This is a genomic window from Herbiconiux sp. UC225_62 (assembly GCF_042694625.1).
Taxonomy (GTDB): domain Bacteria; phylum Actinomycetota; class Actinomycetes; order Actinomycetales; family Microbacteriaceae; genus Herbiconiux.
Genome location: NZ_CP170551.1, coordinates 2881238 through 2895228 on the forward strand (window position 1 = coordinate 2881238; position 13991 = coordinate 2895228).

Genomic DNA, 13991 nt, shown 5'->3' on the forward strand with positions numbered 1-13991 from the left:
GCCGGTCAGTCGGCGGTCGCCGTTGCGAGCGCCTGGTCGAGATCGTAGATGATGTCGTCGGGATCTTCGATGCCGACGCTGATGCGCACGAGCCCGGGGAGCACGCCGCCGTCGACGAGCTGCTGCTCGGTGAGCTGGGCGTGCGTGGTGGAGGCCGGGTGGATGACCAGCGTCTTCGCGTCGCCGATGTTGGCCAGGTGGCTCGCGAGGTCGACCGATTCGATGAAGGTGCGCCCCGCATCCCGCCCGCCCTTGACGCCGAAGCTGAAGACGGACCCCGCCCCGAGCGGCAGGTATTTCGCGGCCCGCTCGTGATGGGGATGCGCGGGGAGGCCGGCCCAGTTGACGTACTCGACGCGCGGGTCGGCATCCAGCCATTCCGCGACGATCTTCGCGTTGTCGACGTGCGCCTGCATGCGGAACGGCAGGGTCTCGACGCCTTGGGCCAGCAGGAACGCCGAGTGCGGCGCGAGCACCGGCCCGATGTCGCGCAGCTGCTCGGCGCGGAGCCGGGTGAGGAACGCGTATTCGCCGAAGTTGCCCGACCACTGGAGGCCGCCGTAGCTCGGCACCGGCTGCCCGAACGCGGGGAAGCGGTCGCTGTGCCAGTCGAAGCGGCCCGATTCCACCACGACACCGCCGAGCGTGGTGCCGTGGCCGCCGAGGAACTTCGTGGCCGAGTGGATGACCACGTCGGCGCCCCACTCGATCGGCCGGTTGAGGTAGGGCGTGGCGATGGTGGAGTCGATGATGAGGGGGACACCGGCGGCGTGCGCGACCACGGCGAGGCCCTCGATGTCGGCGATCTCGCCCGAGGGGTTCGCAATGGTCTCGGCGAAGATCAGCTTGGTGCGGTCGGTGACGGCTGCGGCGTAGTCGGCCGGATCGGAGGAGTTCACGAAGGTGGTCTCCACGCCGAAGCGGCGGAGGGTGACATCCAGCTGCGTGATGGACCCGCCGTAGAGGTTCGCGCTCGCGACGATGTGGTCTCCCGCTCCTGCGAGGGAGGCGAAGGTGATGAACTGCGCCGACAGACCGCTGCCCGTGGCGACGGCTCCGAGACCGCCCTCGAGGCTGGCGACGCGCTCTTCGAAGGACGCCACGGTGGGGTTCGCGAGGCGGCTGTAGATGTTGCCGTACTTCTGCAGGGCGAAACGGGCCGCGGCGTCTGCCGTGTCGTCGAACACGAACGCGCTCGACTGGTAGATGGGCAGGGCGCGCGCGCCCGTCACCGCATCGGGGATGTTGCCCGCGTGGATTGCCCGGGTGCGGAAGCCGTATTCGCGATCTGCCATGGATTCACCGTACTAGCCAGGCGAGGCAGGCCACGGTGTCGTCGACTCGCACCGTAACAACTTCCGGATGCCTTCCGGATGTGGAGGAGCGGTGGCGGTGCACAGGGGGTGATCAGGGCGCCGTGGCACACTGGAGGCAAGGCCGCCGAGCGGCCTCCGGACGAGGGCGCAGTACCCGGAGAGCGACAAGACTGACCACGAGGAGTGGACTGTCATGTCGTGGATCGTTCTGATCGCATCCGGTGTTCTCGAGGCCGTCTGGGCGACGGCTCTGGGGAAGTCCGAGGGCTTCACCAGACTCTGGCCGAGCCTCGTCTTCGCGGGCGGGCTTCTCGCCAGCATGGCAGGACTCGCGTTCGCGTTGCGGAGCATCCCGGTCGGCACCGGCTACGCAGTCTGGGTAGGAATCGGCGCCGCGCTCACGGTCGGCTACGGGATGGCCTTCGGCGGCGAGACGTTCTCGCTCGTGAAGGTGCTGCTCGTGCTCGGGATCGTGGCCTGCGTGGTGGGCCTCAAGCTCCTGCACTGAGCCGATGCCGGGGGCCGCGCCGCTCAGAGCGACAGAATCCCGACTCCGGCGAGCGACAGCAGTGCGATGAGCACCCACGACGCGAGGCCGACGATCAGCGCTCGCCAGCCGGTGCGGGCGAGCGCACGGAACCGGATGTTCGACCCGAGTACGAACAGAGCCATCGCCAGCAGGATCGTCTGCCCGACGTCGGCGGCGGTCAGGATGCCCGCCGACGCCGCATCGCCGAACAAGGGGAGCAGGAATGTGCGCACCAGCACGGCGCCGATGAATCCGGCGATGAACAGCGGAACGATCGGCGGGCGCTTCGCCGCAGGGCGGGCGACGTAATCGGGGTGGTCGACGCCGAGCGCTGCGTTCCGGGCGTCCGCTCGCCGCTCCACGAGCCCCACGATCGCGACCATCGGGGCCAGTGTCAGCACCCGCGTGAGCTTCACCACGACGGCGGATGCCAGGGCGACCGGCCCGGCGATCTGCGCGGTGGCCACGACCTGCCCCACGTCGTGCACGCTCAGCCCGACCCAGACGCCGAAGTCCTCCGCGGACAGGCCGAGCGGGATGCGCAGCACCGGCAGCACGAAGATCGCGAGGGTTCCGCAGAGCGTGACCAGCGCGATCGGGGTGGCGGTGTCTTCATCCTTCGACCGGGTGACGGCGCTCATCGCGCCGACCGCGGAGGCGCCGCAGATCGAGAATCCGGCGGCGATCAGGATGGGCTGCGTGCCGGGCAAGCGCAGGAGCTTGCCGAGGAAAAGGGTGGCGACGAAGGTGATCGACACGATGAGCACGATCACGACGATCGCCTCCCAGCCGAGGCCGGCGATGTCGACCAGGCTCAGCTTCAGACCCAGCAGCACGATGCCGATGCGCAGCAACCGGCGTGCCGCGATCGCGAGGCCCGGCTTCAGCACACCGTCGAGAGCGCGCTGCGCAGCGGGGATCTGGCCCGCGATCATCCCGAGACCGACGGCCGCCGTCAGCATCGGAACGGCGGGGACGGCCAGGTGGATGCCGAAGGCCACCAGCGCTGCGACTCCCGCGACCGCGAGTCCCGCCAGCCACGGGACGCGGGCGGTCAGCGCCACGTCGGCAGCCAGTAGTGCAGGCTCAGGAACCAGGCCGGCACAGGCATCCCGACCCACACCGGATAGAAGAAGGCCGACACCAGTACGCACAATCCCAGGAAGACGCCCACCACCGCGAGATTGCGCGTGCGCAGCCACCTCGGATCGCCTCGCGACCCGAGCGCGAGCCCGATCACGAAGGTCAACCCCAGGATCATGTAGGGCTCGAACGCGATCGTGTAGAACTGGAAGATCGTGCGGTTCACGTAGAGCAGCCACGGCAGGTATCCGGCCACCATGCCCATGAGCACGAGACCCACCTGCCATTCGCGCTTCCGCACCAATCGGTAGACCAGGTAGAAGAGCGCGGCCGTGGCGCACCACCAGATGATCGGGTTCGCGATCGAGGTGATGTTCTCGTAGCAGGTCTGCCCGCCGCACTGGCTCGGGTCGACCGACTGCACGTACATCTGCGTCGGCCGCACCAGGAACAGCCAGCTGAACGGATTCGCCTGGTAGGGATGCGGCGAGTGCTCGTTGACGTGGTAGTTGTACACCGCCGTCTCGAGATGCCAGAAGTTCTGCAGCGACAGCGGCACCCACGAGAGGGCGCCCGTCCACTCCCCGTTCGAGGTCTGGGCCCAGGTGCGGTACATGCCACCGGATGTCGCGAACCAGCCGATCCAGGTGATGAAGTACGACACGGCGGCCACCGGCACCAGCAGCAGGAAGGTCACCGGACCTTGCTTCAGCACGGCCGCGCTGAACCAGAACGGGATGCCGAGCCGGCGCCGGGCCAGGGCGTCGACCACGATCAGGTAGACGCCGAAAGCGGCCAGGAAGTAGAAGGCCGACCACTTCACCCCACCGCCGAAGCCGAAGGCGAGCGCGGCCGCGAGCAGCCAGGGCCGCCACCAGATGACCGGACCCCAGCTGGGGCGTGAGCGCACACCGTCGGGCCCTGGCGGACCGCTGCGCGCGGCGACCGCGGCGGCGAGCCGCCCCTCGTGCCACTGCCGGTCCATCAGGATCGCGCCGAAGCCGAGCAGGCAGAACAGCGCCACGATGCCGTCGAGGATGCCGACACGGCTCATCACGATGGCGTGCCCGTCGATGGCGAGCAGGAAGCCGGCGATGGTGCCGAGCAGCGTCGACTTGAAGAGCTTCGTGGCGATGAGGGTGGTGAGCAGCACCAGCAGGATGCCGCAGACCGCCACGGAGATGCGCCAGCCGAAGGAGCTGTCGGCGCCGAACACCGCGAGCCCGAGGGCGATGATCCACTTGCCGAGCGGCGGATGCACGGCGAACGACGGATCGGTGCGGAAGATGTTCGTGTCACCGGCCGCGAACTGCTGGTCGGGGTTCGCGGGCCAGGATGCCTCGTACCCGAGGTTCCAGGTGGTCCAGGCATCCTTCACGTAGAAGGTCTCGTCGAAGACGATGGCGTGCGGATGCGCCAGGTTCACCAGGCGCAGCACGGCGGCCAGGAGCGTGACGGCGATGGGCCCGCCCCATCGCCAGAGGCGTTGGCGCGTCGGCGTGCTGACCGTGCGCAGCCACCAGTCGTCGAGGCGCGAGCCGATCGGCTCGGCGACGGCGACCGAAGCGGCCTCCGGAGCGGATCGGTCATCCTCGCCGCCGGGCACGCGCCCCGGCTCGGGCGGGGTCGTCACCTCTGTGCTCACCGGGCCATGCTAACGGGTGCGTCTGGTCGCGATCGGCTGCGCGGCGGCAGTGCGAGACTGTGGGCATGCTCATTCTTGCGGCGACGCCCATCGGGAACCTCAAGGATGCGTCGCTGCGGCTGATCGAACTGCTCTCCGAGGCCACCGTGGTGGCGGCCGAAGACACCCGGGTGACGGCCAAACTCCTGCGCGGACTCGGCATCGAGAACCGGCCCCGACTCATCCCTCTGCACGAGCACAACGAGCGCGAGAAGTCCGCGTCTCTCGTGGAGCTGGCGCGGGAGACGGACCTGGTACTGCTCTCCGACGCGGGCATGCCGACGGTGTCCGACCCGGGGTACCAGCTAGTGGTCGCGGCGGTGGAGGCCGGTGTCGACGTGACCGTGATCCCGGGCCCGTCGGCCGTGGTGACCGCGCTCGCGCTGTCGGGACTGCCGACCGACCGCTTCACCTTCGAGGGATTCTTGCCGCGCAAGCAGGGCGAGCGGTTGCAGACCTTCCGGATGCTCGAGCGCGAGCCGCGCACGATGGTGTTCTTCGAGTCGCCGAACCGGCTGGCCGACGCGCTGGCCGACCTCGCGACGGTGCTGGGCGCCGAGCGGCGCGTGGTGGTGGTGCGCGAACTGACGAAGATGTTCGAGGAGGCCCGGCGCGGCACGGCGGCGGAGCTCGCCGAGTGGGCGGCCGGTGGGGTGAAGGGCGAGATCTGCATCGTCGTGGCGGGTGCTGAGGCACTGGTCGCCGACCTCCCCTCGGGAATCGCGCAGGTGCTCGAGCTCGTCTCCGACGGCTACCGCCTGAAGGATGCCGCCACGAGCATCGCCGAGGCCACGGGCCTGGGCAAACGCGACCTCTACGAGGGTGCCCTGGCGGCCCGCCGGACGTCCTGATCCCACTGGCGCTCGCTGCCGCGATGCAGCGGGCATACGGTGGCGTGCGAGGGCGTTGCAGGTGGTGGGCGGTAGGAGGAGGACCTGATGGCGAGAGCGGTTCGATTCGATCGGTACGGCGGCGCAGAGGTGCTTCGCGTGGTCGAGGTGGCACGGCCCGAACCCGGACCGGGCGAGGTGCGCGTGGAAGTGGTGGCCGCCTCCATCAACCCGGGTGAGGCAGCGATCCGTCGCGGACTCTTCGACGCGGTGTTCCCCGCCACGTTCCCTTCTGGCCAGGGCAGCGACTTCGCCGGCCGGGTGACGGCGCGCGGCGCCGGAGTGCAAGGCATCGGCCTGGGCGAAGAGGTCATCGGCTTCAGCGACGACCGCTCGTCTCAGGCGACCGAGGTGGTCGTGCCGGCCGCGAACGTCGTGCCGAAGCCGGCCACCGTCACCTGGGAGGAGGCCGCCACGCTCTACGTCGCCGGCACCACGGCCTTCGCGGCGGTTCGTGCCGTGGGCGCCGACCTGGGCGACGTCGTGGTGGTGGCGGGTGCCTCCGGGGGCGTGGGGATCTTCGCCGCTCAGCTCGCACGGCACGCGGGCGCCACGGTCGTCGGCACGGCCCGGGACGAAGAACACGACTTCCTGCGCAGCCTCGAGATCATTCCGGTGAGCTACGGCGACGGCGGGGCTGAGCGCATCCGCGCCGTCGTTCCCGAGGGTGTCGACGCGTTCATCGACACGCACGGGAGCGGGAACGTCGCGCTCGCCATCGAGCTCGGCGTCAGCCCGGACCGCATCGACACCATCGCCGACTTCGCCGCGGTGAAGCAGTACGGAGTGAAATTCGAGGGCAACGCGGCCGGTGGTGGGGCGCAGACGCTGAGCGAGCTCGCGGCCCTCATCGTCGAAGGCGATCTGCGCATCCCGATCGACACCATCTATCCGCTCGAGCGCGTGGCCGAGGCCTACGACCACCTCGAGAAGCAGCACGTGCGCGGCAAGATCGTGCTGCGGATGGAGTGACTCCGCGCATCCGTCTCCCCACTCGTCACACGAACACCCGGGTCGGCCCCGGCCTTTAGGATGGTCAGCATGTCCGACGGCTCTTCGTTCTACATCACCACGCCGATTTTCTACGTGAACGACGTGCCGCACATCGGGCACGCCTACACCGAGGTGGCCGCCGACGTGCTCGCGCGCTGGCACCGCCAGGCGGGGGACGACACCTGGTTCCTCACCGGCACCGACGAGCATGGCCAGAAGATCCTGCGCACCGCGACCGCCAACGGCATGAGCCCCAAGGAATGGGCCGACAAGCTCGTGGCCGAGTCGTGGCAGCCGCTGCTCAACACCATCGACATCTCGAACGACGACTTCATCCGCACCACCGACGAGCGGCACGAGGTGAACGTGCAGCTGTTCCTGCAGCGCCTCTACGACGCCGGCTACATCTATACCGGTGAGTACGAGGGCTACTACTGCGTGGGCTGCGAGGAGTACAAGCAGCTCTCCGACCTCGAAGACGGCACCGGGCAGTACGAGGGTCAGTTGGTCTGCAAGATCCACTCGAAGCCCGTCGAGCTCCTCAAGGAGCGCAACTACTTCTTCCGCATGAGCGACTTCACGCAGCCTCTGCTCGATCTCTACGAGTCGCGCCCCGACTTCGTGCAGCCCGAGAGCGTGCGCAACGAGATCGTGCAGTTCGTGAAGCGCGGCCTCACCGATCTCTCCATCTCGCGGCAGACCTTCGACTGGGGCATCAAGGTGCCGTGGGACGAGACGCACGTCGTCTACGTGTGGTTCGACGCCCTCCTCAACTACGCCACGGCGGCCGGCTACGGCTACGACCAGGAGAAATTCGACCGGCTGTGGCCCGCCACCCACATCGTGGGCAAGGACATCGCGCGCTTCCACGCCGTCATCTGGCCGGCCATGCTCATGGCCGCGGGACTCGAGGTGCCGAAGCAGGTGTATGGCCACGGCTGGCTGCTGGTGGGCGGCGAGAAGATGTCGAAGTCCAAGCTCACCGGCATCGCGCCGGAGCAGATCACCGACACCTTCGGCTCGGACGCGTTCCGTTACTACTTCATGCGCGCCATCAACTTCGGGCAGGACGGCTCGTTCAGCTGGGAGGACCTCTCGGCCCGCTACCAGGCCGAGCTCGCCAACGGCTTCGGAAACCTCGCGTCCCGCGTGATCGCGATGGTGACGCGCTACCACGGCGGCACCGTGCCCCCCGCGGTGGAGTCGGCCCTGACCGAGGCCGACCTCGCCATCCGCGCCACCGAGCGCCGGGCGACCAAGGCCGCCGACGAGGCGATCGAGCGCCTGGCCGTGCACGAAGCGATCGCCCGCGTGTGGGAACTGGTCGACGAGCTGAACGGATACATCACTCTCCAAGAGCCGTGGGTGCTGGCGAAAGACCCGTCGAAGGCCGACAGGCTGGCCACCGTGCTCAACACCGCGGTGCACGGGCTCGGTACGCTCACGGTACTTCTCTCGCCGGTGCTGCCCGAGGCGACCGCGAAACTGTGGACAGCGCTGACGGGAACGGGAACGGTGCAGGACCAGCCCATCCGTGCAGCCTGGGAGTGGACGGGCGGCGCCCGCGTCGAACCCCTCGAGGCCCTGTTCCCGCGTATCGAGGTCGACGCGTCGTGACGTCGCTTTCGCCGGCCGAGGGAGAGCCGCCCGCGTACGTCCGCAAGCGGGAGCCCTCCGAGCGCGGCGACCAGACCTACCCGCCGCTGCCCGAGGCGCTCGTGGTGCCCGTCTACGACAACCACACGCATCTGGAGGTCGCCGACGGCGACGATCCGATCGACTACCACGAGCACCTCGACCGGGCATCGGCCGTCGGAGTGCGCGGGGTGGTGCAGGTGGGCACCGACCTCGAGACCAGCCGCTGGTCGGCCGAGCAGGCCGCCCGGGAACCGCGGATGCTCGCGGCCGTCGCCATCCACCCGAACGACGCGCCCTCGTACGACGAGGCGGGCGGGCTCGACGACGCGCTCGCCGAGATCGCCGAACTCGCCTCCTGGCCGCGGGTGCGCGCCGTGGGCGAGACCGGCCTCGACTTCTACCGCACCGAGTGCGAGGCGGGGATCGCCGCCCAGTACCGCTCCTTCGAGGCGCACATCGCCATCGCGAAGGAGAACGGCATCGCGCTCCAGATCCACGACCGGGATGCCCACCGCGAGGTGGTGGAGACGCTCCGCCGCGTGGGTGCCCCCGAGCGCACCGTGTTCCACTGCTTCTCGGGCGACGCGGAGTTCGCGGCCCTCTGCGCGGAGAACGGCTGGTACATGTCGTTCGCCGGCAACGTCACCTTCAAGAACGCGGGCGCGCTCCGCGAAGCCCTCGAGGTGGCGCCCCGCTCGCTGATCATGGTGGAGACGGATGCGCCGTACCTCACTCCGACCCCGTTCCGTGGCCGTCCGAACGCCCCGTACCTGATCCCGCACACCTTGCGCGCCATGGCGGCGCACCTCGGCACGGACGTGTCGATGCTCGCCGCCCAGATCTCCTCCAACACCGAGCTGGTCTACGGGCGTTGGGAAGACGACCCGGTGCAGGCCTCATGAGCGTGACCGACGGCGGCGACGCATCCGGCACATCCGTCACCCTGCTCGGTCCGGCCGAGATCCGCGATCTCGCCGCTCTGCTCGACCTCACCCCCACGAAGAAGCTGGGCCAGAACTTCGTGATCGACGCGAACACGGTGCGCAAGATCGTGCGCGTCGCGGGCGTCGAGGCGGATGACGTGGTGCTCGAGGTCGGGCCCGGACTCGGATCGCTGACGCTCGGCCTGCTCGAGGCCGGCGCGGAGGTCGTGGCGGTCGAGATCGACCGGCGTCTCGCCGAGCAACTGCCGTTGACCGTGTCGCAGCTGGCTCCGGATGCCGCGCTCACCGTCGTGCGCGACGACGCGTTGCGCATCCTCTCGCTCCCGTCGTCGCCGTCGCGACTCGTGGCGAACCTGCCCTACAACGTCTCGGTGCCGGTGTTGCTGCATCTGCTCGAGCACTTCCCGTCGATCTTGTCGGGCGTGGTGATGGTGCAGGCCGAGGTGGGGCACCGCTTGGCGGCCGAGCCCGGATCGAAGGTCTACGGATCGCCGAGCGTGAAGGCGGCCTGGTACGGCAATTGGCGCACCGCGGGCAACGTCAGTCGGCAGGTGTTCTGGCCGGTGCCGAACGTCGACTCCGTGCTCGTGGGGTTCTCCCGCGTCGGAACGGGGCTCGACACCGAGGAGCTGCGGGTGCGCACCTTCGAGATCGTCGACGCGGCGTTTCAGCAGCGGCGCAAGATGCTGCGGCAGGCCCTCTCGGTGGTGCTGGGCGACTCGGCGAGGGCGTCGGAGGTGCTCACCGAGGCCGGCGTCGCCCCCACCGCCCGCGGCGAAGAGCTGACGGTGCACGATTTCCTGGCGGTGGCGCGGGCGTCGCTGGCCGCCGAGGCCGCTGAGGGCGCCGACGGCGCCGAGGACGCGGGGGAGTAGCGGCGCAGCATCGCCCGCGCGTCCGGAATTCGACGTCATCTGGCGGTCGGTGGTGGGCGGCGCGGCTCTCGTCCGTGTGAGGATCGACGCGTGACCTCGAACACCGCCGCCCCGTTCCCGGTTCGTCTCGCCACCCTGCAGTGGGGCGAGACGGATGCTCGACCCACCGCCCTGCTCCTGCACGGCCTCACCTCCGCCGCCGGAACGTGGTGGCGGGTGGCGAGTGCGCTCGCGGCATCCGGGTGGTCCGTCACCGCACCCGACCTCCGCGGCCACGGCGCGTCGCCGCGCACGCTCACCTACCGCCTCGCGGACTACACGGCCGATGTCGTGAACCTCGAGCCCGCGGGGGCTCACCGTCCCTGGGACCTCGTCGTGGGGCACTCCCTCGGCGGCGCCGTGGCGACGGTCGCCGCCGAGGCGAACCCGGACTGGACGCGGGCCATCCTGCTGCTCGATCCCGTGTTGCGCATGCCCGACGAGCAGCACGACGCCGTGGTGGCCGATCTGCTCGGCGACCTCGACCGTCTCGACGCCGACGAGTTGCTGCGCGCGAATCCGCGCTGGCACACTGAAGACGCGGTGCAGAAGGTCAACGCCGCCCGCGTGGTCAGCCCGTTCGTCGTCGAGCGCACCGTGCGTGACAACGGGAGCTGGCATCTCGAGCCGGTGGCCGCACGCATCCGTCGGCGCGTCCGCGTCCTGGGCGCCGACCCTCGGCTGGGCGCTTCGTTCACGGCAGCGGAGGGGGAGCGGCTCACCGCTGCATCACCCGAGTCGTTCTCCGCGGCGATCGTCGAGGGCGCGGGCCACTCGATCCAACGCGACGATGCCGATCGCGTGGTGGCCGAGGCGCTCGCACTGATCGCCGCCGACCGACCCTGAAGGCGCCTGATCGACCCCTGAATGGGGGAAGACGGCTCGTGGGATAGGTTGGATGCATGACCACTCGGGGCCTAGAGAAGACCGTGCACGTACGGGCCCCGGGCAAGATCAACGTGTTCCTCAAGGTCGGCGCGGTGATGGACGACGGATACCACGACGTCGCCACCGCCTACCAGGCCGTCTCCCTCTACGAAGACGTCTACGCCTCCCCGGCGAGCGACTTCTCGGTGCGCTTCGGCGGCCACATCGACACCAGCGGGCTGGAGACGGATGGCTCGAACCTCGCCATGCGGGCCGCTCGACTGCTGGCGCGCAAGACCGGGTTCCGCGGCGGCGTGAGTCTCGCCATCGACAAGAACGTGCCCATCGCCGGCGGCATGGGCGGCGGGTCCGCGGATGCCGCGGCGACCCTCCTGGCCTGCGACGCCCTCTGGGGGACGGATGTCGGCCGCGAGGAGCTCCTCCTCCTCGCCGCCGAACTCGGCGCCGACGTGCCCTTCGCCTTCACCGGCGGCACCGCGATCGGCACGGGTCGCGGTGATCAGCTGAGCCCGGCCCTCGCGAAGGGCCAGTTCCACTGGATTCTCGTGCTGCCCGACCACGGCCTCAGCACCCCCGAGGTCTACCGCGAGCTCGACCGGCACCGCGAGCGGCACTCGCAGGACATCTTCCCGGCGCAAGGTCAGCCGCTGGTCGACACCGATGTGCTGCAGGCCCTGCGCGCCGGCGATCCGCACATGCTCGCCGAGTCGCTGCACAACGACCTGCAGGCCCCGTCGCTGCATCTCAATCCGGGGCTCGCCGCCATCCTCGAAGTCGGTGAGGCGAACGGCGCCCTCGCCGGTCTCGTCTCCGGATCGGGCCCGACGGTCGCCTTCCTCACCGCCGACATCGACAGCGCCCTCGAGTTGCAGATCGCCCTCTCCGCGGCGCGCTACCACGTGGTGCGGGTCACCGGCCCGGTCGCCGGCGCCCGCATCGTCGGCGACTGAGTCGGCCTCGCGCGAGCCGCCGCGATCCGTTCCGGGCCCCTCGCTAGAGTGACGCCATGCGCACAGTGTTCGGGGTCATCCGCGTCATCGCGGCCGGGGTCATCATCGCCGCGATCGTCGGCCAACTGATCTACAGCCTCGAGGTCACGCCCGACGTGCCCTTCTTCCTCGTGAACTTCTTCAGCTACTTCACCATCCTCTCGAACGCGCTCGCCGCCATCGCGCTGCTGATCGGGGCGTACTACTCGTTCACCGTGCGGCGCGATCCGCCCTGGTACAACCTGTCGCTGGCGGCCGTGGTGACCTACATGGCCACCACCGGGGTGGTCTACAACCTTCTGCTGCGCAACATCACGCTCGAACAGGGGCGCACGCTGGCCTGGTCGAACGAGGTGCTCCACCTCATCGCGCCGATCTACATCGTGGTGGTGTGGATCCTCACGCCCGGCAAGTCGCCGCTGAAGTGGACCTCGATCTGGGCGATCATCGCGTTCCCGCTGGTCTGGGCGGTGTACACGATGATCCGCGGACCGATCGTGGGCTGGTATCCGTATCCGTTCCTCAATCCCGCGCAGCCCGGGGGATACGGGGCGGTCGTCGTCTACGTCGTCGCCATCGCCGGGTTCATCGGTCTGATGGCCTGTGCCGTCATCGGGCTCAGCCGCACCCGCATCCTCCGCAGCTGACCGCGCTCCGGGGCTACCATCGGTGCCATGGTCGATTACCGTGACCCCGGCGCGCTCGAGTTCGACGCCGTCATCCTGCGCGACACGGATGTCGCGAACTCCAGCGCCTGGGTGGCCTTCCCCCACAGCGTGCCGGAACTCTTCGGCGTCAAGGGTCGCGTGCCCGTCGTCGCGACCTTCGACGGCGAACCCTACCGCGGCTCCCTCATGAAGATGGGGGCCGGCGACACCCACCTGCTCGGGATGCTCCGGGAGATCCGCGAGAAGATCGGCAAGGAGCCCGGCGACACGGTGCACGTCACCCTCCGGTTGGACACGGCACCGCGCACGATCGAATTGGCAGCCGATGCGCGCGCCGCTCTCGACGAGTCCGGGCAGGCCGCCATGTTCGATCGCCTGAGCTACAGCCATCAGCGCGAATACCAGCAGTGGATCGAGGGAGCCAAGCGTCCCGAGACCCGGGCGTCGCGCATCGAGAAGATGACCGAGATGCTCTCCACCGGCACCCGCCTCAAGTGAAGTCGACCGGGTAGCCGGTTGCCCCAGTGCCGCCCCGGGGTTCAGGCGGGGAAGCGCGGGTCGTACGGGTCGGGGGAGTCGACGGCGGTGGCATCCGTCACCGGTGCTGCCTCGTCCACCCACCGGGTGAGCTCGGCGCCGCTCAAGACGGTGGGGCGCGGGCCGGCGGGATCGTCCTCGTCGTTGTCGTTGTCGTCGAGGAGGTCCGGATGTTCCGCCACGGCGAGCGACGAGTCGCTCGCGAAGACCACCACGTTGTCGACCGGCGGATGCCCGTACGGCCGGGTGTCGAGCACCACGGCGACGTTCCCGAACAGCGCGGCGAGCGTCGCCGCCTGACCGCGTGCATATTCGAACGCGCCGCCGTCGAGCAGGTTGACGGCCAAGACGCCGCCGGGCGACATCCGCTTCGCCACCAGTGCGTAGAACTCGGAACTCGAGACGTGGGCGGAGACGCGCGCGGCGTCCCAGAGGTCGACGATCGTGAACGGGATGTTGTCCCAGCCCACGTCGGCCGGCGGGGAGGCGGCCAGCTGCCGGGCATCGCCCCAGAGCATCGTCACGTCGGCTCCCTCCGGCAGGGGCAGCGCCTGGAGCACGGCCTCGCCCAGAGCGCGCTCGTACTCCACCACGATCTGCGGCGAGCCGGGACGGGTCGCCGCGACGTAGCGCGGCAGGGTGAGCGCCCCGGCGCCCAGGTGAACCGTGCGCAGCGGCTCTCCCGCGGGCGCGGCGGCGTCGAGCATCCGCGCGATGTGGCGCACGTAGGGATAGTCGAGCAGCTCGGGGTAAGCGAGCGAAACCCGCGACTGCGGGATGCCGCCGACGATCAGCTCGTAGCTCTGGCTCTTGCGGTAATAGAGCACCAGTTCGGCCCGGTGGTGCGCCAGGTCGAGAGAGAAGGCGCGGCGGTCGGCGTGCATCCGCACAGTCTAGGCGCGGGGTGCGTCGGAGCCG

General features: G+C 69.6%; 14 protein-coding genes and 1 riboswitch. Of the genes, 10 read left to right on the top strand and 4 right to left on the bottom strand.

The window, feature by feature from the left end:
• Positions 1–5: 5 nt before the first annotated feature.
• Positions 6–1295: an O-acetylhomoserine aminocarboxypropyltransferase/cysteine synthase family protein gene (locus ACFJGU_RS14040; RefSeq protein WP_382304124.1), complete on the bottom strand. Its 1290-nt coding sequence runs from the start codon at positions 1293–1295 to the stop codon at positions 6–8.
• A 136-nt stretch (positions 1296–1431) separates the two neighbouring features.
• Positions 1432–1494, top strand: a riboswitch (guanidine-III (ykkC-III) riboswitch).
• 15 nt (positions 1495–1509) lie between these two features.
• Between ACFJGU_RS14040 and ACFJGU_RS14045 the strand changes: the two genes are divergently transcribed.
• Complete coding sequence (locus tag ACFJGU_RS14045; RefSeq protein ID WP_382304125.1) at positions 1510–1824, top strand: DMT family transporter; 315 nt, start codon at positions 1510–1512, stop codon at positions 1822–1824.
• A gap of 23 nt (positions 1825–1847) precedes the next feature.
• On the opposite strand, the gene ACFJGU_RS14050 is transcribed toward ACFJGU_RS14045, so the two are convergent.
• Both ACFJGU_RS14050 and ACFJGU_RS14055 read right to left on the bottom strand, forming a co-directional pair.
• Positions 1848–2903, bottom strand: a complete 1056-nt coding sequence (locus tag ACFJGU_RS14050; protein WP_382310369.1) for a YeiH family protein — start codon at positions 2901–2903, stop codon at positions 1848–1850.
• Positions 2900–4573 carry a dolichyl-phosphate-mannose--protein mannosyltransferase gene (locus tag ACFJGU_RS14055; protein WP_382304126.1) on the bottom strand — a complete coding sequence of 558 codons (1674 nt, stop codon included), beginning with the start codon at positions 4571–4573 and terminating at the stop codon, positions 2900–2902. Before ACFJGU_RS14055 ends, ACFJGU_RS14050 begins: the two co-directional genes overlap by 4 nt.
• Before the next feature lie 65 nt (positions 4574–4638).
• Here ACFJGU_RS14055 and rsmI point away from each other — a divergent pair, with 65 nt between their 5' ends.
• The 9 genes from rsmI (at position 4639) to ACFJGU_RS14100 (ending at position 13034) form a co-directional block, all read left to right on the top strand.
• Entirely contained in the window at positions 4639–5463 is an 825-nt protein-coding gene (gene rsmI, locus ACFJGU_RS14060; RefSeq protein WP_382304127.1) for a 16S rRNA (cytidine(1402)-2'-O)-methyltransferase, read from the top strand.
• Positions 5464–5550: 87 nt separating this feature from the next.
• Positions 5551–6474, top strand: a complete 924-nt coding sequence (locus ACFJGU_RS14065; RefSeq protein ID WP_382304128.1) for an NADP-dependent oxidoreductase — start codon at positions 5551–5553, stop codon at positions 6472–6474.
• 69 nt (positions 6475–6543) lie between these two features.
• Positions 6544–8112, top strand: coding sequence for a methionine--tRNA ligase (metG, locus tag ACFJGU_RS14070; RefSeq protein WP_382304129.1), 1569 nt, complete (start codon positions 6544–6546; stop codon positions 8110–8112).
• The gene (locus ACFJGU_RS14075) at positions 8109–9035 is read left to right on the top strand and encodes a TatD family hydrolase (RefSeq protein WP_382304130.1); all 927 of its coding nucleotides are present in this window, start codon (positions 8109–8111) and stop codon (positions 9033–9035) included. Before metG ends, ACFJGU_RS14075 begins: the two co-directional genes overlap by 4 nt.
• The gene (gene rsmA, locus ACFJGU_RS14080; protein WP_382304131.1) at positions 9032–9952 is read left to right on the top strand and encodes a 16S rRNA (adenine(1518)-N(6)/adenine(1519)-N(6))-dimethyltransferase RsmA; all 921 of its coding nucleotides are present in this window, start codon (positions 9032–9034) and stop codon (positions 9950–9952) included. The genes ACFJGU_RS14075 and rsmA overlap by 4 nt, the downstream gene beginning before the upstream one ends.
• A 90-nt stretch (positions 9953–10042) precedes the next feature.
• Positions 10043–10837 carry an alpha/beta hydrolase gene (locus ACFJGU_RS14085; RefSeq protein WP_382304132.1) on the top strand — a complete coding sequence of 265 codons (795 nt, stop codon included), beginning with the start codon at positions 10043–10045 and terminating at the stop codon, positions 10835–10837.
• A 56-nt stretch (positions 10838–10893) separates the two neighbouring features.
• Positions 10894–11829 carry a 4-(cytidine 5'-diphospho)-2-C-methyl-D-erythritol kinase gene (locus ACFJGU_RS14090; RefSeq protein ID WP_382304133.1) on the top strand — a complete coding sequence of 312 codons (936 nt, stop codon included), beginning with the start codon at positions 10894–10896 and terminating at the stop codon, positions 11827–11829.
• 56 nt (positions 11830–11885) lie between these two features.
• On the top strand, positions 11886–12515 hold the full coding sequence (locus tag ACFJGU_RS14095; protein WP_382304134.1) for a Pr6Pr family membrane protein: 630 nt from the start codon (positions 11886–11888) through the stop codon (positions 12513–12515).
• A gap of 27 nt (positions 12516–12542) precedes the next feature.
• On the top strand, positions 12543–13034 hold the full coding sequence (locus ACFJGU_RS14100) for a YdeI/OmpD-associated family protein (RefSeq protein ID WP_382304135.1): 492 nt from the start codon (positions 12543–12545) through the stop codon (positions 13032–13034).
• 41 nt (positions 13035–13075) lie between these two features.
• Here the strand turns inward: ACFJGU_RS14100 and ACFJGU_RS14105 are convergent, their stop codons facing one another.
• Positions 13076–13957 (bottom strand): spermidine synthase, encoded by an 882-nt coding sequence (locus ACFJGU_RS14105; protein WP_382304136.1) that lies wholly within the window; start codon positions 13955–13957, stop codon positions 13076–13078.
• Between the last annotated feature and the right edge of the window lie 34 nt (positions 13958–13991).

Coding starts and splice junctions, on each gene's coding strand:
- rsmI (WP_382304127.1), top strand. CDS start 4,639: ATGCTCATTCTTGCGGCGACGCCCATCGGGAACCTCAAGGATGCGTCG.
- ACFJGU_RS14095 (WP_382304134.1), top strand. CDS start 11,886: ATGCGCACAGTGTTCGGGGTCATCCGCGTCATCGCGGCCGGGGTCATC.
- ACFJGU_RS14090 (WP_382304133.1), top strand. CDS start 10,894: ATGACCACTCGGGGCCTAGAGAAGACCGTGCACGTACGGGCCCCGGGC.
- ACFJGU_RS14040 (WP_382304124.1), bottom strand. CDS start 1,295: ATGGCAGATCGCGAATACGGCTTCCGCACCCGGGCAATCCACGCGGGC.
- ACFJGU_RS14100 (WP_382304135.1), top strand. CDS start 12,543: ATGGTCGATTACCGTGACCCCGGCGCGCTCGAGTTCGACGCCGTCATC.
- ACFJGU_RS14105 (WP_382304136.1), bottom strand. CDS start 13,957: ATGCACGCCGACCGCCGCGCCTTCTCTCTCGACCTGGCGCACCACCGG.
- ACFJGU_RS14065 (WP_382304128.1), top strand. CDS start 5,551: ATGGCGAGAGCGGTTCGATTCGATCGGTACGGCGGCGCAGAGGTGCTT.
- rsmA (WP_382304131.1), top strand. CDS start 9,032: ATGAGCGTGACCGACGGCGGCGACGCATCCGGCACATCCGTCACCCTG.
- metG (WP_382304129.1), top strand. CDS start 6,544: ATGTCCGACGGCTCTTCGTTCTACATCACCACGCCGATTTTCTACGTG.
- ACFJGU_RS14045 (WP_382304125.1), top strand. CDS start 1,510: ATGTCGTGGATCGTTCTGATCGCATCCGGTGTTCTCGAGGCCGTCTGG.